This window comes from Streptomyces sp. NPDC088157, assembly GCF_044741545.1.
Taxonomy (GTDB): Bacteria; Actinomycetota; Actinomycetes; order Streptomycetales; family Streptomycetaceae; genus Streptomyces.
Genome location: NZ_JBIUSU010000004.1, coordinates 616,332 through 637,535, shown reverse-complemented (window position 1 = coordinate 637,535; position 21,204 = coordinate 616,332). Strand labels below are relative to the sequence as shown.

Genomic DNA, 21,204 nt, shown 5'->3' with positions numbered 1-21,204 from the left:
TATACCCGTTAGGTATGGGCGATACTAGGGCCTGGAACACAATACGAGGCTGCGAGGAGGACAGCACGAGTGCGCCTGCCCCTCCTGGCCCTGCTGGCGCGCGGCCCGGCCCACGGCTACGAGCTCAAGCAGGACCTTGAGCGACTCCTGGGCGCCGCGTACCCTCAGCCGAACATCGGCCAGATCTACGTGACTCTGAGCCGCCTCGAGAAGACGGGGCTGATCGAGGGCGAGGAGGTCGAGCAGTCGAGTCGGCCCAACAAGAAGATCTACCACCTCACCGACGCCGGGCAGGAAGCGCTGCGCGTCTGGTACGAGGAGACGGCGGACGAACCGCGGTTGCGGGACGAGTTCTTCATGAAGCTCGCGCTCGCCCCGCAGACCGGTCTCGCCGACCAGATCGCCCTGATCAACAAGCAACGACGCCACTACCTGAACACCATGCGCACCTTGTCGAAGCTCGTCACGGGCGAGCACCGGGACAACCGGACGGCCCGGCTGCTCGTCGAGGGCGCCATGCTGCACCTGCAGGCCGACCTCGACTGGTTGGAGCGCTGCCAGGAGGAACTGGAGGAGCCGGAGTGAAAGACGCCCCCACTCCTGCGCTGCGGGCCGAGAACCTCGTGAAGACCCACCACGGCGAGGGCGCGCCCGCCCATGCCGTACGCGGGGTGGACCTGTGCGTACGGCAGGGTGAGTTCGTGGCCGTCACCGGTCCGTCCGGCGCCGGGAAGTCGACGCTGCTGCATCTGCTCGGCGGCCTCCAGCGGCCGGACAGCGGCAGCATCTGGCTGGACGGCACGTGCACGGACGACTACAGCGAGGCGCAGTGGGCCGTGGCGCGCCGGCGCCGTATCGGCGTCGTCTTCCAGTTCTTCAACCTGGTCTCCAACCTGTCCGTAGCCGACAACGTCGAACTGCCCGCCCTGCTGGCCGGGGTCTCCCCCAAGCGGGCGCGGGCGGAGCGGGAGGACCTGCTGGCCGAGCTCGGCCTGGCGGGCAAGGAGCGGAGCATGCCCGGCGAGTTGTCCGGCGGCGAGCAGCAGCGGGTGGCGCTGGCCCGGGCCCTGGTCAACCATCCTCCGCTGCTGCTGGCGGACGAGCCCGCCGGCAGCCTGGACAGCAAGGGCACCCGTGAGGTGACGCGGCTGCTGTCCCGTTTCCACCAGCGCGGCCAGACCATCCTCCTGGTCACCCATGACGCGCGGATGGCCAGCACCGCTGACCGGGTGATCAGCTTCTTCGACGGCCGGATCGCAGACGACGCGGAACTGGACGGCACGCCGTCGCCCGGCATGGGGATATCCGCGGTGCTCGAGCTGAAGGACTGACCTGTGCGAGCCACGTTGCGCTGGGCGCACTCGGACCTGCGGACGCACCGCGGTGAGGCGCTGTTCCTGGTGCTCGCCACCGTCGGCGTCGTCGCCTCCCTGCTGCTGGCGACGGCGCTCTTCGGCTACGCGACGAACCCTTGGGAACGGGTCTTCACGCAGTCCCGGGGCGCGCACGTGTGGATCCACACCGGTCCCTCGGCGCGAACGGCCAAGATCGCCGGGCTGGACGGCGTCGAGTCCGTCGCCGGCCCCTACCCCACCGCTTCCACCACGGTCGCCTCCCGCGGCGCCCGCGCCTCCGTCGAACTGCGCGGCACCGCCGCCCCACCCGCCGTGGGGCGACCCCTGCTCGTCTCCGGCCGCTGGCTGGACCCGGCGGCGCCCGACGGTGTGGTGCTGGAGAGCAGCCTCGCCCGGGCGCTGCTGGCCGAGCCCGGAGACGTGCTCACCCTGCCCGGCGGAGCCGCGCCGCTGAGCGTGCTCGGCGTCGCCGACAGTCCCGAGCCGCGCTTCCGCCAGGGCGAGCAGCCGGGCCTGGCCTGGGCACTGCCGTCCACCGTACCGCGGGCCGGCGCCGACGGTGGTCAGGTGATCGGGCTGCGCCTGACGGACCCCGGTGACACCGACTACGCCGTCCAGCGCGCGGTCACCGTGCTCGGCGCCGGCGCCGTGCGCGAGGTCTCCACCTGGCAGCAGGCGCGGGCCGAGGCGCAGGGCGACGACCGGCTGCTCGGCCAGATACTGGGCCTGTTCGGTCTCGGCGCGCTCGTCGCCGCCGGACTCGCCGTGCACGGAGCCATCGGCACCCGCATCCGAGGTCATCTGCGGGACATCTCGATCCTCAAGGCGATCGGTTTCACGCCGGGCCAGGTCATGCGTGTCTTCCTGCTGCAGCATCTCGCGTACGCACTGCTGGGCGCCGTGGCCGCCGCGGCGTTCACGCAGGCGCTGGGCAGCCGGCTGCCGGGCCGGCTGGGGGACGCGGTCGGGGTATGGCAGGGGCTGCCGGGACACGCGGCGACCCTGGTCGGTGTACCGGTGGGGGCAGTGCTGTTCATCGGCGCGACCACGGGGCTCGCGGCCTGGCGGGCGGGGCGGGTACCCCCGGTTCCGGTACCACGGACCGCCGCCCCTTCCGGCGGACGTCTTTCGGGCGTGGCGCGCCGCGCTCTCGGCCTGCGGCTGCCGCCCGCGCTGGTTCTCGGCTGGCACAGGACGTTCGGTCGTCGCCCGCGCTCACTGGCGACGATCGCCCGTCTCGCGCTGCCGCTGACACTGATCGTGGTGGCGATGAGCGCGTGGACGACCATCGACCGCTTCCACAGCAGACCGGAGGAGATGGGGCTCGCCGCCGCGCTCACCGTCCGCGCGGACGACGGCCTGAGCGACACCGCGACCCGGGCGCTGCTGGCGCGCAGTCCCGAAGTGGCCGCGGCCTATCCGGGCGTCGAGGTGGCGGCCCTGGTGCCGGGCCAGACGGCGACGATCGCCCTGCGCGGTCTCGGTTCCCGTACGGACCCCTACCCCTACACGCTGGCCGAGGGCCGTGCGGCCCGTGGTCCCGACGAGGCGGTGGCCGGGCACGGACTGCTGGACCTCCTGGACGTCCGGATCGGCGACTGGGTGCGTACGACGGTGAGCGGCCGGCCCCAGATCCTCCACCTCGTGGGCCGCAGCATCGAGCCGGAGAACGCCGGCCGGGTCATCTCCACGTCGCTCGACACCCTGCGGGAGAACGACCCGCAACTGCGGCCGACGCTGTACCAGGTCCGGCTGCGGGACGGCGCGGATCCGCACCGCGTCGCCACCCGGCTGAGCGCCGCGGCCGGCCGTGGCCGGCTTGACGTGCACACCGTGACGAACCCCGCCGACGGTCTGTCGCCGCTGCGCAGTGTCGTGGCGGGCCTGCTCGGCGTTCTCGCGCTCATCGGGCTCGTCGACCTGCTGACCGCCATCGGCGGCGCCGTGCGCGAGAGCGAACGGGATCTGCTCGCCTTCAAGGCGATCGGTCTGTCGCCACGGCAGATCACCGCGATCACCGTCACGGCCACCGGTTGCACGGTACTGGCCGCACTCGCCGCCGCCCTGGCCCTGGGCCTGCCCCTCTCCCACTGGCTGATCGACGCCCAGGGCCGCTCGAGCGGTATCGGAGCCGGAATCGCACAGGCGCCGTCCCCCGTCGCCCTGTCCGCGTTCGGCGCCGCGGCTCTGCTGGGCGCCCTGGCGCTCGCGGCACTGCCCGCGGCCCGCGCCTCCCGGCGCCGGCTCGCGGACACGCTGAGCGCGGTGGCGTAGCACCCCGGTTTCGCGAGACACCCTTGCGTCGGCCTTGGGCCTGCCATTTCTGGGCAGACGGGACACGAACCCGGCTGGTCGGCCTAAGGAGACAGAACAGTGGCGAAGGACTCATCGCTGAGGGCTGTGGGGTGGGCGCGTTCGCTGCCGGTGAGCAGCGGGGTGAAGGCCGCCAGGGACTGGACACGTGGGCATCTGGCTACGGTCAGCTGGGCGCAGGAGGACCCGGAGCTGGTGGATGCGGTGCTGCTCGCCGTGTCCGAGCTGGTCACCAACGCCCATGTGCACGCCCACAGCGCGGCACAACTGATCCTCACCTGGGACGAGGAGTGCCTGCACGTGACCGTGCACGACACCTCGCCCCGGCTCCCCGAACAGCGCGACCCGGGCGACGGCGCCCTGGGCGGGCGCGGTCTGCTGCTGGTGGACGCCCTCGCCGACCGCTGGGAGGCCTACCGCTGCCCCCGCGGCAAGAAGGTCACCGTCTGCTTCCAAGCAGGCACCGACCCGGACCTGCGGGGCATGGCCACCTGAGCACGTCCCACGCATCCGGGACCGCCCGTAGAGTTGACTGCGCCGATTCCTCCGCTTTCGGCACGTACAGCTCCACTTCGATCCGACCGGAACCCTCATGCACCACCCGTCCACCGCCTCGGGCGACGACTCCGACGCCCTGTTCGGGCTCGACGCCCTCGGCTCCGAGCCCGTGGCTCCGGTTACCGGCCGGCCGTCCTTCCGCGACTCCGACACCGCGCGGCGCCTGCTGCCCGTAAGGGAGATTCACGCCGAACCGGCGGCCGCCGCCTCCCCGCGCGGCCGGCAGATCATCGCCCGGTTCCCCGAGGCGCGGGTGGTCGAGGTCGAGTCCCACTGGCGCATCCCAGGACTGCACGGCAACGAGGGCAACATCGCGCGCTGGGTGCGCGTCAAGGGCGAGACGCTCGTCCTCGGCGAACGCAAGGCGCCGAGGACACGCCCCAACGGCCGGTCCGCCGACTGGATCGCCCCTGGCGCCTCCAACGGCTGCGCCATGGCCTGCGCCTACTGCTACGTGCCGCGCCGCAAGGGATACGCCAACCCCGTCACCGTCTTCACCAACATCGACCGGATCGTCGCTCACCTCGGCCGGCACATCGCCCGGCAGGGCCCGAAGCCCGAGCCGAACCAGTGCGACGCCGAGGCCTGGGTGTACGACATCGGCGAGAACGGCGACTGTGCGGTGGACGCTCTGATCTGCGACAACACCGCGGATCTCGTACACGCCTTCCGGCAGTGGCCGACGGCCAAGGCGTCCTTCGCGACCAAGTTCGTCAACCCGGACCTGCTGACGCTGGACCCGCGTGGCCGGACCCGGGTCCGCTTCTCGGTGATGCCGCCGGAGGACTCCCGGCTGCTGGACGTGCGCACCTCGCCCGTCGCCGAGCGGATCGCCGCTGCGGCGGACTTCCTGGACGCGGGCTACGAGGTGCACTTCAACCTCTCCCCCGTCGTCGTCCGCCCCGGCTGGGAGGAGGCTTGGACGGAACTCCTCGATCATCTGGACGACGTCCTGCCCGACCGGGTGAAGCGGCAGGCCGCCGCCGAGGTGATCATGCTGACGCACAACCGGGAGCTGCACGAGGTCAACCTCGGCTGGCACCCCCGTGCCGAGGACGTCCTGTGGCGGCCGGACCTGCAGGAGACCAAACGCTCCGAGAACGGCGCACTGAACGTCCGCTACGCGAGCCCCACCAAGGCGCGGGCAGTGGACCGCCTGAGTGCGCTGGTCGCCGACCGAGCTCCGTGGCTGCGGATCCGGTACGCGTTCTGAGCGGGCGCCGATCAGGCCCGCGGCCCGGGGGGCCGACCGTGAGCGGCGGCGGTCCGGCAACGATCACTGCTCCCTCGGGGCACGGTGGACGCTCGGCGTCTGCCGATCCGGGCCGGCGCGTCCCTGGCCCGAGCGGGGCCGGCGTCCCGACCAGATCGGCCGCGGACCGCACGTCGTCGATGAGGTCGACGCCTTCGCCGGCCCACGGCGGCAGGGCGGGGTTCTCGCCTCGCGTCACGGCGTGCTGGTACGCCCGCTGGGCATGCGGGTGGCCGCGAGCTCGTCCTCCCGGCCCCGCCGCCCGTCGAGGAGGTGGTGGCCGGGGGTGCGTGCGGTGTCCTTCGACGGCCGACGAACGGCGGGCGATGTCCAGGACCCGGTTGCGCTCGGTGTCCGCGGCCGGTGCGTGCTCCGCGTTCAGCGTGAGTGGATGAGAAGCAACGCGATGTCGTCGCTGCGGGGCGCGGACTGCCGGGCGTGGTCGACCAGGGTGTCGGCGAGGGCTTCCATGCTGCGGGTGCGGGCTCTGGCCAGCTGCTCGGCGAGGCTGTGGAGGGCGTCCTCGATGTCGACGCCCGGTGCTTCGACGAGTCCGTCGGTGTACAGCGCGAGCACGGCGCCGGGTGGCAGGGAGATCTCGGTGGTGGGGTAGTCGGCGGTGGGGTCGATGCCGAGCAGGAGACCGGGCTGGAGGGGGAGGACTTCGGTGTGGCCGTCCGGGTGGCGCAGGATCGGGGGCGGGTGGCCGGCGGTGGCCAGACAGGCGTGGTGATGAGCCACGTCGAGGTCGACGTAGGTGCAGCTGGTGAACAGGCCGGGGTCGAGGTCGGTGAGCAGGCGGTTGGTGCGGGCGAGGACTTCGCCGGGCGGTGCGCCCGCGCCGGCGTGGACGGCGGTGCGGACCTGTCCCATGAGGGTGGCGGCCTGCACGTTGTGGCCCTGGACGTCGCCGATGGCTGCGGCCGCGGTCGTCTCGTCGAGGCGGATGAAATCGTAGAAGTCGCCGCCGATGCCCATGCCGTGGCCGGCGGGGAGGTAGCGGGCGGCCACTTCGAGCCCGGGGACGCCCGGCAGCGTGCGCGGCAGCAGGCCGGCCTGCAGGTTGCGGGCGAGCTGGTGTTCGGCGTCGTACAGACGGGCGCGGTCCAGGGCCTGCGCGATCAGTCCGGCGAGGGCGGTGAGGACGGCGCGTTCCTGCGGGGTGAAGAGATGAGGCCGGTCGTAGGCGAGGACCATCGAGCCGACGGGGCGGCCGGTCGTGATCAGCGGCAGGAAGGTCCACGAGGCCATGCCGTCCTGGAGGACGGCCGCGGCATATTCCCGTTTCAGCTCCGCGAAGCTGCCGAAGAAGCAGGGGATACCAGTGGTCAGCACACGCACGGCGGGGGTGTCGGACGTCAGGGGAATGGCGTCGAAGCGGTCCATGAGGTCGGCGGAGTAGCCGCGGTGGCCGATGATCCGCAGCCGTCCCTCCTCCGCGGTCATCAGGGCGAAGGCCCGGACGCCGAAGGCGGCCAGGACCTGGTCGGCGACCCTGTCCACCACGTCGGACACACCGACCGCTTCGGTGAGGGCGACAGCGAGGTGCGTGAGGGCGTAGAGGGCGGTGGCCCGGCCCGGTTCAGCGGGCGGCGCGGGGCTGACCAGCAGCGGAGGATCCGCAGAGTGGACCGGCGAGGCGCGGACGATGCGCACGCTGATGCCGGTGGCGTCCGGGTACAGATGGAAGGACAGCCAGTGGTCCGGCGGGCGCAGCGTGGTGAAGGACGTGGGTCGCCGACTGAGCGCCACGGACCGGTAGCGGTCCTCGGCGACCGGTGTGTCCAGCCACGGCAGGACCTCCCAGGGCCGTGCTCCCAGCAGGTCGGAGACACCGACGCCGAGCAGGCCTGCCGCCGCGGTGGTGATGAAGGTGATCCGGCCGTCCACGTCCAGCGAGCAGCAGCCGTCGGGAAGGCGCTCGGCGAAGTCGACCGCGGCCTGCGCCTCGTGCCGCCCGGCGATACGGGTCCGCAGCGGAGGCAGGATCCGCGGTTCGGGCCCGGGCAACACGCGGTGGCCGCTGTCGGCGGCCTGCCACAGGATCGCGCCCAGACGGTCGCAGAGGCCCCGGATCGCATCACGCTCTCGCGAGCTCAACACCGGGGAGTGCGAGGCGGGCCAGTGCACCACCAGGCCGCCCCACACCGTCGCGCCGGTCATGATCGGGGCGGCGGCCAGGGCGAAGGGGTGGGGCAGGACGAGGGCCATCTTCGGGTAGCGGCGCGCCCTCTCCTCCTCGCTGCCGACCCACACCAGGAGGCGCTCCCGTACGGCGTCGGCCACCGGGGTCGCGGCCTCCAGCGTCACCCGCGCCCACGGAACGGCGATCCGCCACGAGACTCCGCTCAGCAGCGCCAGTCGCAGGGCCGGCTCGTCCGGCGGCAGGAGGTAGACCGCGCACACGCTGGCGCCGCTCTCCCGCGCGAAACGGAGCAGAACCGGTTCCAGTGCCTCCGGGCCGAAGCCCGCGGAGTGATCGGCGGACGCGGCGTCGGACACGCGCTCACCTTCCTCTGCGAGCGCCGGGTGGCGATTCCGGGCCAACGCCGATCTGTCCCGGACGAACCCCGGCCCACCGGCCGGGGTTTGCCGACACCGCCGAACGTGCCGCCCGTCCGGCCGGTCCGGACACCCGCCTCACAGCAGCGAGGTGGCGTTCTCGTGGGGCCCGTGCGCCGGGCAGATCACTGCTCCGCCGCTGTACCGGGAACCGTGGGTGGCCGAACAGCTCCACCGTGGCAGACGCGACCACCCGCCGCCCCTCCGCCACCCGCCGCCCCTCCACCGCCGGCCGTCGTCGCCGATCGCGCGAACCCACCTGCTGACGCGGCGGACCGCGATGCCGGGGCCCGCGGCCGGACGACCGTGGCAACGGGGCTTCGCTTCCACAGCTCCGACCATCGTCCATATACGGACAATACGCCCGACCCCTGTCACCCGCTGCGGCCAGGACGCGACGCTTCCCGAACGAGGGCTGCAACGTCGCGCGTCCACCATCGGTTCCTCGCCCGGCACCGCGATCGCCCGAACCATCCTCGTCGCAGCGTCTCAGGGCGTTCGCGCGGCGGCCCGCTTCGCGCTTTTACTCCCGCCGCTGGCGCCCGCGCCGCTCCGGCGCGGCTTGGCGGGCACGCTCTTCCGGCTCGTGGCCTCCTCCGCGCCCTCGGGCTCCCGCGACGGCGCCGCCTCGCTCGATGCGGTCGGCCACTTGAACTCGATCTCCAGCTCGATCTCCCCGTCACCGATCTCGACCTCGATCTCGCCGCGAAGGTCGTCGGGGACCCGCAGGCTCAGCGTCCCGGGGCCGAGTTCCAGTTCGGCCTCGCCGCCTTCTCTCAGCGCGGCCGCGAGTGCCGTGAGCTGGTCGGCCGCCTCGAAGCGTGTCAGCGAGCGCTTCTGCTCGAACTTCAGGTCCTTCATGCGTGTCTCCGATCCGGAACGAACAGCACATAGCGCAAGTCTGCGGCCATGTACGGGATCGGACATCCTCACGGCCGGGCAGGAAAATCGTCGGTCTGACGACATCGGGGCTGTCGCCGGACGCGGCCGGATCGGCGAAGTCCTCGAACCCGCCGGCGCCCAAACGGCACGCCGCGCGGCGTCCATCGGCTCCCCGACATCCACCGCCCTCCTTCGACATGCGTCCAGAGGGCAGGATCCCGCACGCCACACACGACCGTCCCGCCCGACGCGGCGTGCTGCGCGCCCCGGACGGCAGACCCCTCGTCCCGCTCCCCCCGTCGTGGTCGACGGGGCCGACCTGCGGGCGCTCACCCGCGTGCGGCGTGCGATCCGTGCCGCCGCGAAGGCCGGTCCCTCACTCCTGGCGACCCATCGTGCCGACGGCTCGGCGGACATCGAAGGCGTGGCGAGCCCCGGGGACCATCGCGGCACGGTCGACCGGACCACGGCGGTCCTCACCCTGCCTCCGGACGAGGACGTCGACCTGCCGGCCACCGCCCTGGCCCCGATCACGTCGACGCGGAGACCCGCCGCGTCAACCTGTCCGGGCCGGAGTACGCGGCCTACGAACGATTCGCCGACCGGCTCGCGGCAGCTGCCATGACGGGCCAGTTCGCCGGCGACCGGGCGCTGTTCAGGAGCCGGTACTAGACGACACACCGCATCACTCGGCTGCCGCGACACCGACGCCGATGCCGATGAACAGCCATCCCGTCGTCCGCTCCCAACGACGGCGGTAGCCCGGGCGGCCGAGCAGGGAACGCAACTGTGCGGCGAAGCCCACGAGGATCGACCAGTAGACGACACCGATCGCGATGTCGAGTGCGCCGAGGAAGAAGATCTGTCCGGTCGACGAGCCGCCGTGGTGGGTGAACTGCGGCAGGACGCTGAGGAAGAACAGGGCCGCCTTGGGGTTGAGGACGTTCGTCAGGAAACCCTGGACGAAGCTGTCGCGGCGGCTGGTTCCGGCGGCTGCGGGGATTGGATGGCCGGCGTCGCCGCGTGGTGTCCGTGGGTCGGTCTCGGTGGTCTGCGTCTGCCGGTCGCCGGTGCCGCGACGCACGTCCAACAGGACTCGTACACCCAGGTACGTCAGATAGCAGGCGCCCGCGAGTTTGACGACGGTGAAGGCGACCGCCGATCCGGCGGCGATCACCGACAGGCCGAAGGCCGAGGCGCTCATGTGGACGCACAGCCCGGTCTGGGCTCCGAGGGCCGCTGCCCTGCCCAGTGCGGGACGCCGTGCGGCCGCCCTGACGATCACCAGGAAGTCCGGCCCCGGAATGACGTAGGCCAGCAGCACCACACCGAGGAACCCTGCGAGATCGACCGGCATCGGCCCACTCCGTTCTTCGCGCCCGTCGTCGGGCCCACGTCCGGCCTGACGTGTTCCACAGCGGCGGCACGTCATGCACAAGAGGGGCGGGCGTCCCGCGCGAGCCCGTGGGGTCCGTCGCGCCAGGACGTCTGACGCAGGGCGCGGCGCGGGGTCGGAATCGACCTCGCTGGAAAGTAATCGTTTGCTGTTGCCGAGCGGCCGGGTTCGCCTGATCGGCAGAACACGGCAGGTGATGGATGGCTCCGCCGACGTTCAGGGGTGTTACTCGTCTACCCGTCTGAGCTGCATGTTTAATCGATCGCGCCACGATCGCGCAGCGGCCGCCGCAAAAGGCGCTGCAAGGCGGCCCCATTGACCAGCACCGACGGGACTTCTAGCGTGGAATACGTTTACTGACGGCGCTCTTCGGCGTCACGACCACCCGTCACGCGTCTGAGCAGGAGCATCATGTTGACGTCCTCGCCCCCCGCTGCCCTCTTCGCCATGGATGCCGTGCATCTGCAGGGACTCTTCCCGCCTCCGGTGATGGCGCGGCTCCGTCGGTTGGCGGACGTCGACCCGGCGCTCGTCGTCCAGGACTTCTCCGATCCCGCCGCAACCGCGGCACTGAGCCGGGCGGACGTGCTCATCACGGGCTGGGGCTGCCCGCACATCGGCGCGCAGGTGCTGGAGGCGGCACCTCGGCTGCGGACCGTGCTGCACGCGGCCGGCAGCGTCCGGCACCTGGTGGGAGACCCCTTCTGGGAGCGAGGGCTCACCCTTTCCAGCGCTGTACAGGCCAACGCGCTTCCGGTCGCGGAGTACACGCTCGCCGCGATCCTGTTGGCCGGGAAGGACGCCTTCGGGCTGAGGGAGCGCTTCCGCACCGAGCGTGCGCATCCCGGCCCGACGGAGTACGCGGCCGTGGGCAATCTCGGCCGCCGGGTCGGCCTGATCGGCGCCTCCCGGGTGGGCCGCCGGGTACTGGAACTGCTGCGCCCCTTCGACCTTTCGGTGAGCCTGTACGACCCCTATGTGGACGCCGACGAGGCAGCGGACCTCGGTGTCGTCCCACTGCCGCTCGACGAGTTGCTGCGCACCAGCGACATCGTCAGCGTGCACGCCCCCGACATCCCGCAGACCCGTCACATGCTCAGCCGCGAACGGCTGGCCCTCATCCCCGACGGCGGCGTGCTGATCAACACCTCGCGCGGCGCACTCGTCGACCAGCCCGCGCTCGTCGAGGAACTGACCCGCGGCCGGATCAGCGCGGTGCTGGACGTCACCGACCCGGAGCCGCTGCCGGCGCACTCCCCCCTGTTCAGCCTCCCGAACGTGTTCCTCACCCCGCACATCGCGGGGTCCCTCGGCAACGAACTGGCCCGGCTCGGCGGCACGGTCGTGGAGGAACTGGAGCGCGTCACCACCGGTCTGCCACTGGCCCACGCGGTTCACCGGGCGGGGCTGGCGAACAGCGCCTGATCCGCTGAAGCGGTAAACGGTTACCCTCCATCGGCGCCCTCCATCGGCGCGAAGGAGGGCATCTGCGGACATCCGCGTATCCGTGAGCCCGCTCGGATGCATTAACGTCGTGATGTGACGGTGAACGACAACGCCTCCAGCCTGAGTCCCGGCCACAAGGGCGCGAAACGCCGGCAGGGGAGTTCCGCCGACGGAGGCCGTCCGCGCACGATCCGTGATGTCGCCGAACGAGCAGGCGTGTCGGTAGCAACCGTTTCCCGGACCCTGGCCGGCAACTACCCCGTCTCCGCCGCCACCCGGGATCGCGTCATGGAAGCGGTGAAGTCACTGCATTACGTGGTGAACGTCCATGCCAGAGCACTCTCCGGACGGGTCGCGGGCCCCATCGCCCTGGTCCTCAGGGACATCACCGGGCCGTCGCTGGCCCATGTCGCCGCCGGCGTCGAGCAGGAGGCGGCCGTACGGGGTCGGCTGAGCCTGGTCTGTGCCACGCACGGGGACCCGGAACGGGAGAACGAGCTGGTCCGGCTGATGCGGGAGCAACACGCCGCCGCCGTCGTGCTCGTCGGCGGGGCCGTGCAGGACGAGGCGTACTTCCGGCGGATGGCGGACTACGCCCGAGGCCTGGACGCCGTCGGGTCCCGTCTGGTGCTGGTGGGCCGCCCACCACTGCCCGGGGATCTGCCGGTGACCGTCGTGGACTACGACAATCGCGGAGGTGCCTTCCAGGCCGCCGACCATCTGTTCGCACAGGGGCACCGGCGCCTCCTCTTCCTGGGCGGCGAACCCCGGCTGAGCACCGCGGTGCAACGGCGGGAGGGCCACCTGCACGCGCTGCGCGCACAGAATGTTCCGTACGCGGAGGAACTCGACGTTCCCGGTGACTACACCCGCGCCTCGGGCTACCAGCGCACCCGGGAGGCGCTGGCGGCCGGACTGTCCTTCACGGGTGTCGTCGCGGGCACGGACATGGTGGCTCTCGGCGTACTGGCCGCGCTCCGCGAGGAGGGACTCGACGTCCCCGGGGACGTCTCACTGGTGGGCTTCGACGACGTCCCCTTCGCCGCGGACCTCACCCCGTCACTCACCTCCGTCCGGGTTCCGTACGAGGACCTGGGCCGAACCGCCGTGCGCATGGCCATGGAGCGCACCGATGGCGTCACCAGTGACGCTCACGTGGTCCTGAGCACCCAGCTGGTGATCCGCCGGTCTGTACGCAGGCCGCGGTGACCGCGAGGATCTCGTGACACGTCGACACATCGATACCTCGCTACTCAGATGCCTCGATGCCTCGATGCCTCGATAGCGTCGAACAGGCTCTGCTGCCCCGCCCCCGACTCGGGCCCGGCGTCCTGCTCGGGTTCGCGGCCGGGTGGGGGCCGGGATCCTGAGCACCACTCCTTCACCCTCGGTGGTGAGGGTGCGGACGCGCAGGTCCAGTGGGCTGCCCAGGGCCAGGTCGACGCGCTCGCCCCGGCCGGTGCGGGCCGGCGCATCGCCCCCCCTCGTCGTACACGTCGAACCGGGTCTGCGCCGTCGGCCGCGCCCACGCCGCTGCGCCGAAGCCGTCCACCGGTCACCGAACCGCTCCCGGCACGGCATGATCGGTACGGTTGTCGGGTCGGGCTACGAGAGGGGTTGCGGGCTGTGAACGAGCAAGCGGGGATCACGACGGCGAAGGAAGCCGCGGACCACGAGTTGATCCTTGCCTTCGGGCGCTTGCAGGGAGCGGCCAACCGGCTGGAGTACCTCCTCGGACGGGCGCTGGAGGTGGAGTGCGGGATCAGCCATCTGACGTTCGAGGTGCTGCTGATCCTGGGGCGCGCGGGCGATCCGGGCCTGCCGATGCGGGCCATCGCCCAGGAGCAGGTGCTGACCACCGGAGGCGCCACCCGCCTGGTGGACCGCATGGAGGCGGCCGGGCTGGTGGCCCGGACCGAGTCCCCGGACGACCGGCGCGGGAAGCTCGTGACGCTCACCGTGCGGGGCGAGGAAACCGCCGTGCGGGCTTCCCGGGTGCACGTCGAGAACATCAGGCGCCACTTCGTGGAGCCGCTGCCCGCCGCGGACCGTGAGCGGTTCGCCGAGGATCTTCGCATCCTCAGCCACTCGGCCCGGGACACGCTGCCGCGCCTGCCCTGACCCGCGGCCGGCTGTCAGCGCCGCGCGCACCACCCGTGGGCGGACGCCTGTGGCCGGTCTCAGGGCTCCGCCCGCGGCCTGCGCTCAGCCCGTCGCGCCGCCGGGACCACCCGAGGCCGACCTTGCCGACGACACCCCCGCGCAGGCCGGCCGCCACCGCCGTGCTCGTCGGCGAGTTCGTGGCGCATGCCGTGCGGCACCTCCCGAGCTGAGCCGACCCCGCCCGCGTACGAGTTGCTTCCCGGGCGAACGTCCGACCCCACACTCCCGCCTGGCCGCACGGGCCCACGTCGCCCGCCGCCCGCCGCCCGCCTACTGCGCCGGACCGTCGGCAAAGTCATCTGAAACATTTTCAGTGGTCCACCGCGTCTGTGAGGTGTAGGCCGACGGAAGGGTGCCAAGGGGTGGGCATGAGAAGGTCCCGGACAGGGTCCAGGACAGATGAGTTCATGGAGTTCGCGACAGGGCGTGCGGGGCATCTGCACCGCTCCGCGTGCCTGCTCACCAGCGGAGACACTCACCTGGCCGAGGACCTGGTGCAGGAGACGCTCAGCCGGATGTACACGCTGTGGGGACGTGTGTCCCGGATCGACAACCCTGCGGCGTACGCCCAGACCGTTTCGTCCGTACCTTCCTGACCCAGCGGCGGAGGTACTCCGCGGCCGAGCGTCCCCTGGCGAGCCTGCCGGACGCCCCGGTCCCCCGGGGCTCGGACGATCCGGCTCTGCGGCTCGCGCTGCTGCAGGCCCTGCGGGAGCTGCCGCCCAAGGACCGGGCGGTGGTGGTGCTGCGGTACTGGGAGGACCGCAGCGTGGAGCAGACGGCCGACGCGTTGGACGTCAGCTCCGCGGCCGTGCGCACCCGCTCGACCCGGGCGCTGGCGAAGCTCCGCGAACGGCTCGGGGCAGCCTCGCCGAGCTGATCACCCCGACCTGGCCTCCTGCGGTTCGTTCTTCCTCCGCCACGAACAGCCGGGCCGACCAGGGCCCGTCCCCGTTCGTCGATCCGCTTTCCCGTCCGCACCGACACGTACTGGTGGTTCCACATGCCTTTTGAAGACGAGCTCGGGGGGGTCCTCCGCGACACAGCGGGTTCCTTCACCACCGACCGGCGTTCCCTCGCGGAAGGCAGCCTGGCGCGCGGCCGCCGCAGGCTGGCACGCCGCCATGCGTCCGTGATCGCCGGAAGTGCGCTGGCCGTCGTCCCCGTCGCGACGGCCGGTGTCCGACTCAGCGGGGACCAGGACGGTGACGGCAAGTCCGGCGGCCTGGCCGCGACCCCCCGACCGTCGGGTGACTACGGCCACTTCGCGGTCACCGCGGAAGGAATGGAGAACATCCTCAAGAACGGCATGACCAACGCTTCGGGGATCGCCGTCGGGCACCCCAAGGTGCGGGGAGCCGGCAGCTCCGAGGCGTCCCGGCCCGCGACGGCCTCGATCGACTTCGGGGACGGCTTCGGCGCGGCCGAGGTCACCCTCGCGGTGCGCCGCGTGGACCCGGCCGACCAGGACGTGAAGAAGCTGATCACCTGCGCGCCCGGAGAGAGTTCCCCGTTCGAGGAGTGCACGACGCTGCCCGACAGCCGGGCCGTGAAGGGATACACCGAGGCGGGCAAGGCGGGCGGGGTCATGAAGTGGGCGGTCACGCTGCTCTCGTCCAACGGGTACCTCATCGACGTCGCCACCAACAACGTGCCGACCACGGAGAGCTCCGAGACGGCGCCAGTGACCCGCGCTCCCCGTATGAACCCGGGAAAGCTGCGGAACCTGGCGCTGTTCGTCGACGGCTCGTTCGGACCCGACGGGGAGACCGGCCCCCTCGGGGGGCTCGAGCCGGGTTCCGAGGCCGAGCCGGGCGACATCCTGCCCCTGCTGAAGGAACTGCTGCCCGCACGCCTCCACATCTACTCGGAGGGTGGCACGGCAGGGGACGCCCATGTCGTGGTGTATGACGGGAAGAGCGGGAAGCGCACCTATATCGAGGCTTCGCGGATCGCCGCCGACAAGGAGGTGTGGAACGAGACGCTGGCCGACGGCACCAAGGTGGGTACCCGTCAACTGCCCGGCCGGCAGCCGGGAGTCGTGCAACTCCGGGCCGACGCACTCCGGGTGAACGGGCTGTGGATGTCGGTGTCCGCCTACAACGCACCGAGTCCGACGTCCAAGAAGAGCGGCGACGCCCCCTTGGTCACGACCGAGGAACTCAAGGCCATCGTCATCAGCCGCGCTTGGCTCCTCGCCCGGTAGAAGGAACGGCCCGGCTGCTCGAAAGTCCGCAGAAGTCTTCCCCGTCCGCTGCCCCCACGGCCCTTGAGGCGCCCTTACGGGCCGGTCCACGCTGATCGGTACGACGCCGACAAGTCACCCACGACGCGGGCCCGTCACATGGCGGGCGGCCCATGAGGAAACAGACGGACATGGTGCGCAGAGCAGAACAGGACCCGATGTCCGCGTACGCGGGGCAGCAGTCGGCCCGGCGTACGGCGGCGCCCGCTGCGCCCGGCGCGGCCGCTCGGCTGTGGGCCGACCTCTCCGGACGAGGACTCGCCACCCGAGCCGGTGTGGACACCATCGCCGCACTCCAGCGGAGCGCGGGCAACGCCGCACTGAGCCGGACGGTGGGCGCGGTGGACGGCGCACGGAGCGCCGGCCCGGCCGGGTCCGCCTGCCACGTCGTCCAGCGGATCGGCACCGTTCCCGGCGGCAGCTATGCGACACACCGTGAACCGGAGGACCGGGGCCCCCACTTCATGGAGCAGGAGCAGGAAGCACGGGTGGTGACCGGCAGCGGTGCGGCCCTCGGCCCCCGTGGCGTCCCCGAGCGCATCCGCTACCCCGCCCGTGAGGTCAAACCGGCCGAAGCGGGGCTGCGGGTCGCGGACGACGGCACGCTCGCGGTACTCGACAAGGACGAGCCGAAGGAGTTCTACGCCGTCCAGCAGGTCGTCGACAACGCCAACGCCTCGCTGGACGCTTCGGGGAGCATCGTGCGCCTCGCTCTGCAGGGCAGGAGCATCACCGTCGGCGGCCGGCGGCTCACCCGGGTGCAGCCCGTGCTGGCGCAGCGGGCGCAGGACCAGCCGGTGAGCGAGGAGTTCGTCTCGCTGGTGCGCAGCACCTGCATCACGGTGGCCTGCAAACTGATGGGCTCCAGCCGGGACAAGACGAGCCGTGTGGTGCTCGGCGGCGGCGCCGGAGGATTCGACATCACTCCCGGATCCGACAGCGATCCCAGGATCAGCAGTCTCGCCGGGCGGATGGCCTCCACCCCCGACGGCGGTCTCGATGTGCCCGGGGCGGTCGACGCGGCCGGGTCCAGGAACGGGGCGGTGCCGGACAACGGAAGGGTGTACGGCGAGGCCGTCAGAAACGGTGGCCGGGACGGGACCGCCGCGCAGCTGGGTGTCAATCAGCATGCTTCGCCCCAGGTGGGTGAGGGGTTCGCGATATTCAGCATGGCCGCCGAGGACGAGCGCGACCACTCCGTGCAGCCGCCGGCGGCCCGCGGCGACAACGTCTGGGGATATCACTTCGCGGCCGTGGTCGCCTCGTCCCTGGACGGCACCTGCCGGGTGACGCTGGAGAACTACGCGCGCAACGACTTCGACAGGGTCGCGCGCGAGGAGCTGTACGACAGGCTCTACCAGCGGGCCAAGAAGTCCGGGGGTTGGTTCAGCAGCGTCAGCGCGCTGCAGGAGACCGACGACCAGCAGGCGTTCAAGAGCAAGTTCGACGAGGTGATGCGCAAGCTGTGCACGGACCCGGCCATCAAGGAGGTCCAGGGACTGCCGCGGCGGAGGCTTCAGGAGGACTTCGAGGACCACACCGGTCGGGCGTGGTTCTTCCGCGTCTACGGCGGCGGCCCGGGGGAGAGCTTCCACGAACAGCAGTCTGCCTCCGGCTACTTCAACAACCCGCTCACCGTGCGGGTCGCCAGACCCTGAGAGCGTAAACGGTGGATCACCGCCACGAAGGTGGGGGGTGGGACATGGCAAACCATCTCCAAGCCCGAGCTTGATGCCGGGGCCAGTCCGACCCACCCCCCATAGCCGCGAGTCCCTCACGATCTCCGTCCGGCCGATGAGACAGCACCGTATCCCGACCCACTGACAACAGGCCGCCTGGCCGAGGGCGCCCCGCGCCGAGAAGCCGCTGACGCGCATGCGACGGCGTCCCTTGCCGTGCCGGCGCCGAAGGTGGTCGGGCCGGCGTCACGGCATCGGGGCGAACACGCGGCGGAACAGGCCCGGTTACGGGTTCACACGAGGTCCGGTCGTCCGGCGGTGGCCAGGCGGCGCCGGAGCTCCTCCTGCGAGACCTCCTCGATGTGGGTGAGGAAGACCCAGATGTGACCCGACGGGTCCTTGAGGATGACGGTGCGGTCACCGTGGAACATGTCCTTCGGGGGCTGGAGGATCTCGGCGCCGGCGGCTTCCGCGCGCTCCGCCAGGCTGTCGACGTCCGGCACGAAGACATGCAGCGTGACGGACGTACCTCCGCCGAGCGAGGTCGGCGCGGCGAAGGAGGCGGCCTCCGCGTCATCCGCGCCGGCGTCGCCCAGCATCAGGACCGAGCGTCCGACGGTGATCTCGGCGTGCAGAATCCCGCCGTCAGGAGCGTCGATCCTGAAGTCCTCACGGGCGCCGAACGCACGCTGGTAGAAGTCGATCGCCGCGGCGGCGTCGTCGACCATGATGTGCGGGATCACGGCATGGCGGTAGCGGTCGGGAACCTCGATGCGGGCTGTGCGCTCGGTCACGGCGAACCTCCTGGAAGGGCGCCGCCGGTCGGTTCCTGCGGCTCCGCAGGGAGCGTAGAAACTGAAGTCCGGTTGAGGTCAACTGTCGGATGCGGCCCTTCGAGTGCTCGCCGAAGAGGGCTTGTCGGCCCTGCCGCGGCCCTCGGGATGCGTGTCATCAGTGCCTCCCCCATCTCGCCAGTGCGCGAAGGGCGGCGCTGTAGCCCCGGTCGGGTACGGTCCACAGGGTCTGCCCCCGGACCCCCCAGCGTTCCAGCAGGGCGTTGGCGGCCATGAAGCCGCTCGTCGCCGCGCGTTCCATCAACGCGACGGGCAGCTCCGTACGGACCAGGTCGCCGGCCACCACCAGGGCCGGGTCGGCGGTGCGAACGGTGGGACGGTCGGCATAGCCGCCGACCGGGAACAGCGGGCAGTCGGCACGCCACTCGTGCCGCTCGTCGACCACGGTCGCCGCACGCGTCTCCGGGTACACGGCGTGCAACTGCTCGACCAGGTGCTTCTGCTCCACGTCACGGGACGCGTCCTCCGGCAGCGCGTAGGCGTGCAGTTCGACCACGGAGCCGCCTGTGCGGGCCGACCAGCGGGCCGCCTGGCCCTCCCAGCGCTCCAGCACACTGACGTTGTCGAGGGTCCCGTAGCCGCTGGTGCCCAGGAAGCCGGGGCGGTCGGGGGCGACGGGCCGGTCCAGCCAGAGGCGCGAGACCAGGAACGGCGGCGCGGTGCGCAGCCGGGCCACCCGCTCGCGCCAGAGGGCGTCCCCCAGCCTCGGGGAGCGACCGACCACGGATCGCAGGCCCGCCGTGTCCATGGCCAGCACGGTCGTGTCGTACCGCCGCTCCCCGTCCTGGGTGGCCACGACCTGGCCGCCGTCCGCGGTGGGCGCGATGTTCTCGACGGCCGTGGAGGTGCGTACGTCGACGCCGTGGCCCCGGAGGTAGTCGGTGAGGGGCTCCCAGAGCGCGTCGGGGAAGGGCTCGTCGGGCACGTCGAAGAGAAGTCCCTCGGCGGAACCGAGGAAGTAGATGTGGAACATCAGCACCATTTCGGCCGCCGACAGCTCCCGTGGATCCGAGAAGAAGCTGCGGGAGAAGACCTCGAACGCGAGATGGTGCGCGGCCTGCGGGAAGCGGACCGATTCCAGGAAGTCATGGGCGCTGACGGTGTCGAGGCGCTCGTACACGCCGGGGACCCGGACGTCGAGCAGGGGCAGGGCGGCGACCGGGTTCATGCGGACCAGGTCGCGCAGGCCGAAGGTCGGGCTCAGGGCGACGAATCCGAGGGCGCTCCAGGGCGGCGTGCGCGGGACCCGGCGGAAGCTGTCCTGCAGTCCCCCGCTGTGGCGCAGCGGGTAGTCGGCGAGGCCCTTCAGACGCTCGAGCCCCGGGTCGGTCCGCCGCAGCAGTCCGCGCAGGTTGTAGTACTGACGGAAGAAGGCGTGGAAGCCGCGGCTCATGGTCACCGTGGAGCCGTCGCGCAGATGCGCCGGCCAGCCGGCCAGGCGCCCGCCGAGGGCCGGCCCGCGCTCGAGGAGCGTGACGCGCACTCCCCGTTCGGCCAGGGCGGTCGCGGCCGCCAGTCCGGCGATGCCGCCGCCCACGACGGCGGTCGTCGGCGGGCGGTCGCCGCCGACCCGGGGCGCCCCGGGCCGGGGGGCGAGCATCCGGGCGCGCCGGTCCCTGCCGCGCCGGGCCGCCTCGGTCCGGGCCGCCTCGGTCCGGGCCGCCTCGGTCCGGGCCGCCTCGGTCCGGGCCGCCTCGGTCCGGGCCGCCTCGGTCCGGGCCGCCTCGGGCCGGGCCGCCTCGGGCCGGTCGGGGGTTTTCACCGGTCACCGGCCGCGTCGAGGACCTCGCGCCTGGCGACGAACGTGTGGGTGACGCCGGTCTGCCACCCCGGCAGGGGCAGCACCCGCACCCGGTCGAACCCGGCCGAGCGGACGCGGTCGGCGAACTCGTCGGCGGTGTCGAACTCGACGACGCTGCGCCACAGATGGCGGTACAGCCTTCCGTCCCCGAGGGCGGTGGCCACGGGCAGCACGATGCCGACGCACACCGCGGTCCACACCGCGCGGTGAGCGGGCCGTCCGCTGAGGGTGTACTCGTGCACCGCCAGCCGCCCGTGGGGCCCCAGGAGGTCGCGCACGGTCGCGAGCACGCCGTCCGGGTCGGCCGCGTTACGGAAGAGGTAGGCGGCGAACACCGCGTCGAACGGGCCCCCGACGCCCGCCCGCGCCAGGTGTTCCGCCGGAGCGTGCACGAAGGTCACGTTGTCCGGCCAGGGCTTGGCGGCCGCCCGCTCCAGCATGCCTGCGGAGGCGTCGACCGCCGTGATCTCGGCAGCGGGCAGCACGGCTGCGAGGGCGGCGGTCGAGGCGCCGGTGCCACAGCCGAGGTCCAGCACCCGCATGCCGCGCCCGCCGTCCGGCAGACCGAGGCGGCGCGCCGAGCGGCGCAGGTGGGCGTGGTAGCCAGGGTTGGCGGCCACCAGCGTGTCGTAGCTGCGGGCGGCGTGGTCGAACGCGGCGGCCAGGTCCGCGTCGCGCAGCAGGTTCATGCGGTCTCC

16 protein-coding genes and 1 pseudogene are annotated in these 21,204 nt (G+C 72.1%); 11 read left to right on the top strand and 6 right to left on the bottom strand.

The genetic code is table 11. The annotated features are described in order from the left end of the window. The first annotated feature begins 69 nt into the window (after positions 1-69). The 5 genes from ACIPFH_RS18685 to ACIPFH_RS18665 all read left to right on the top strand — a co-directional run bounded on the left by ACIPFH_RS18685 (position 70) and on the right by ACIPFH_RS18665 (position 5,439). Positions 70-585, top strand: coding sequence for a PadR family transcriptional regulator (locus tag ACIPFH_RS18685; protein WP_356247813.1), 516 nt, complete (start codon positions 70-72; stop codon positions 583-585). Further along, entirely contained in the window at positions 582-1,331 is a 750-nt protein-coding gene (locus ACIPFH_RS18680) for an ABC transporter ATP-binding protein (RefSeq protein WP_401827700.1), read from the top strand. Before ACIPFH_RS18685 ends, ACIPFH_RS18680 begins: the two co-directional genes overlap by 4 nt. 3 nt (positions 1,332-1,334) lie before the next feature. Then, positions 1,335-3,629, top strand: a complete 2,295-nt coding sequence (locus ACIPFH_RS18675) for an FtsX-like permease family protein (RefSeq protein ID WP_401827698.1) — start codon at positions 1,335-1,337, stop codon at positions 3,627-3,629. Between the two features lie 99 nt (positions 3,630-3,728). Continuing rightward, positions 3,729-4,163, top strand: coding sequence for an ATP-binding protein (locus ACIPFH_RS18670; protein ID WP_401827696.1), 435 nt, complete (start codon positions 3,729-3,731; stop codon positions 4,161-4,163). Positions 4,164-4,260: 97 nt separating this feature from the next. Then, positions 4,261-5,439, top strand: coding sequence for a spore photoproduct lyase family protein (locus tag ACIPFH_RS18665; protein WP_401827694.1), 1,179 nt, complete (start codon positions 4,261-4,263; stop codon positions 5,437-5,439). 417 nt (positions 5,440-5,856) lie between these two features. Here ACIPFH_RS18665 and ACIPFH_RS18660 read toward each other — a convergent pair whose 3' ends face one another. The 3 genes from ACIPFH_RS18660 to ACIPFH_RS18650 all read right to left on the bottom strand — a co-directional run bounded on the left by ACIPFH_RS18660 (position 5,857) and on the right by ACIPFH_RS18650 (position 10,279). Further along, positions 5,857-7,980, bottom strand: coding sequence for a SpoIIE family protein phosphatase (locus ACIPFH_RS18660; RefSeq protein WP_401827693.1), 2,124 nt, complete (start codon positions 7,978-7,980; stop codon positions 5,857-5,859). 549 nt (positions 7,981-8,529) lie between these two features. After that, entirely contained in the window at positions 8,530-8,901 is a 372-nt protein-coding gene (locus tag ACIPFH_RS18655; RefSeq protein ID WP_401827691.1) for an amphi-Trp domain-containing protein, read from the bottom strand. A gap of 706 nt (positions 8,902-9,607) precedes the next feature. Continuing rightward, on the bottom strand, positions 9,608-10,279 hold the full coding sequence (locus ACIPFH_RS18650) for a LysE family translocator (RefSeq protein ID WP_401827689.1): 672 nt from the start codon (positions 10,277-10,279) through the stop codon (positions 9,608-9,610). Between the two features lie 450 nt (positions 10,280-10,729). Between ACIPFH_RS18650 and ACIPFH_RS18645 the strand changes: the two genes are divergently transcribed. From ACIPFH_RS18645 to ACIPFH_RS18620, 6 genes and pseudogenes are all read left to right on the top strand, one after another. Then, on the top strand, positions 10,730-11,743 hold the full coding sequence (locus ACIPFH_RS18645; RefSeq protein WP_401827687.1) for a hydroxyacid dehydrogenase: 1,014 nt from the start codon (positions 10,730-10,732) through the stop codon (positions 11,741-11,743). Between the two features lie 114 nt (positions 11,744-11,857). Continuing rightward, positions 11,858-12,973 (top strand): LacI family DNA-binding transcriptional regulator, encoded by a 1,116-nt coding sequence (locus ACIPFH_RS18640; protein WP_401827685.1) that lies wholly within the window; start codon positions 11,858-11,860, stop codon positions 12,971-12,973. 417 nt (positions 12,974-13,390) lie between these two features. After that, positions 13,391-13,885, top strand: a complete 495-nt coding sequence (locus ACIPFH_RS18635) for a MarR family winged helix-turn-helix transcriptional regulator (protein WP_401827684.1) — start codon at positions 13,391-13,393, stop codon at positions 13,883-13,885. 410 nt (positions 13,886-14,295) lie between these two features. Further along, positions 14,296-14,807 (top strand): annotated as a pseudogene (locus ACIPFH_RS18630) (SigE family RNA polymerase sigma factor). Between the two features lie 123 nt (positions 14,808-14,930). Continuing rightward, positions 14,931-16,133: a hypothetical protein gene (locus ACIPFH_RS18625; RefSeq protein WP_401827682.1), complete on the top strand. Its 1,203-nt coding sequence runs from the start codon at positions 14,931-14,933 to the stop codon at positions 16,131-16,133. A 170-nt stretch (positions 16,134-16,303) separates the two neighbouring features. Continuing rightward, positions 16,304-17,830 (top strand): hypothetical protein, encoded by a 1,527-nt coding sequence (locus ACIPFH_RS18620; protein WP_401827681.1) that lies wholly within the window; start codon positions 16,304-16,306, stop codon positions 17,828-17,830. 314 nt (positions 17,831-18,144) lie between these two features. Here the strand turns inward: ACIPFH_RS18620 and ACIPFH_RS18615 are convergent, their stop codons facing one another. The 3 genes from ACIPFH_RS18615 to ACIPFH_RS18605 all read right to left on the bottom strand — a co-directional run bounded on the left by ACIPFH_RS18615 (position 18,145) and on the right by ACIPFH_RS18605 (position 21,195). Next, positions 18,145-18,645 carry a VOC family protein gene (locus ACIPFH_RS18615; RefSeq protein ID WP_401827680.1) on the bottom strand — a complete coding sequence of 167 codons (501 nt, stop codon included), beginning with the start codon at positions 18,643-18,645 and terminating at the stop codon, positions 18,145-18,147. Between the two features lie 157 nt (positions 18,646-18,802). Next, positions 18,803-20,305, bottom strand: a complete 1,503-nt coding sequence (locus tag ACIPFH_RS18610; RefSeq protein ID WP_401828072.1) for an FAD-dependent oxidoreductase — start codon at positions 20,303-20,305, stop codon at positions 18,803-18,805. 158 nt (positions 20,306-20,463) lie between these two features. After that, the gene (locus ACIPFH_RS18605; RefSeq protein WP_401827679.1) at positions 20,464-21,195 is read right to left on the bottom strand and encodes a methyltransferase domain-containing protein; all 732 of its coding nucleotides are present in this window, start codon (positions 21,193-21,195) and stop codon (positions 20,464-20,466) included. Between the last annotated feature and the right edge of the window lie 9 nt (positions 21,196-21,204).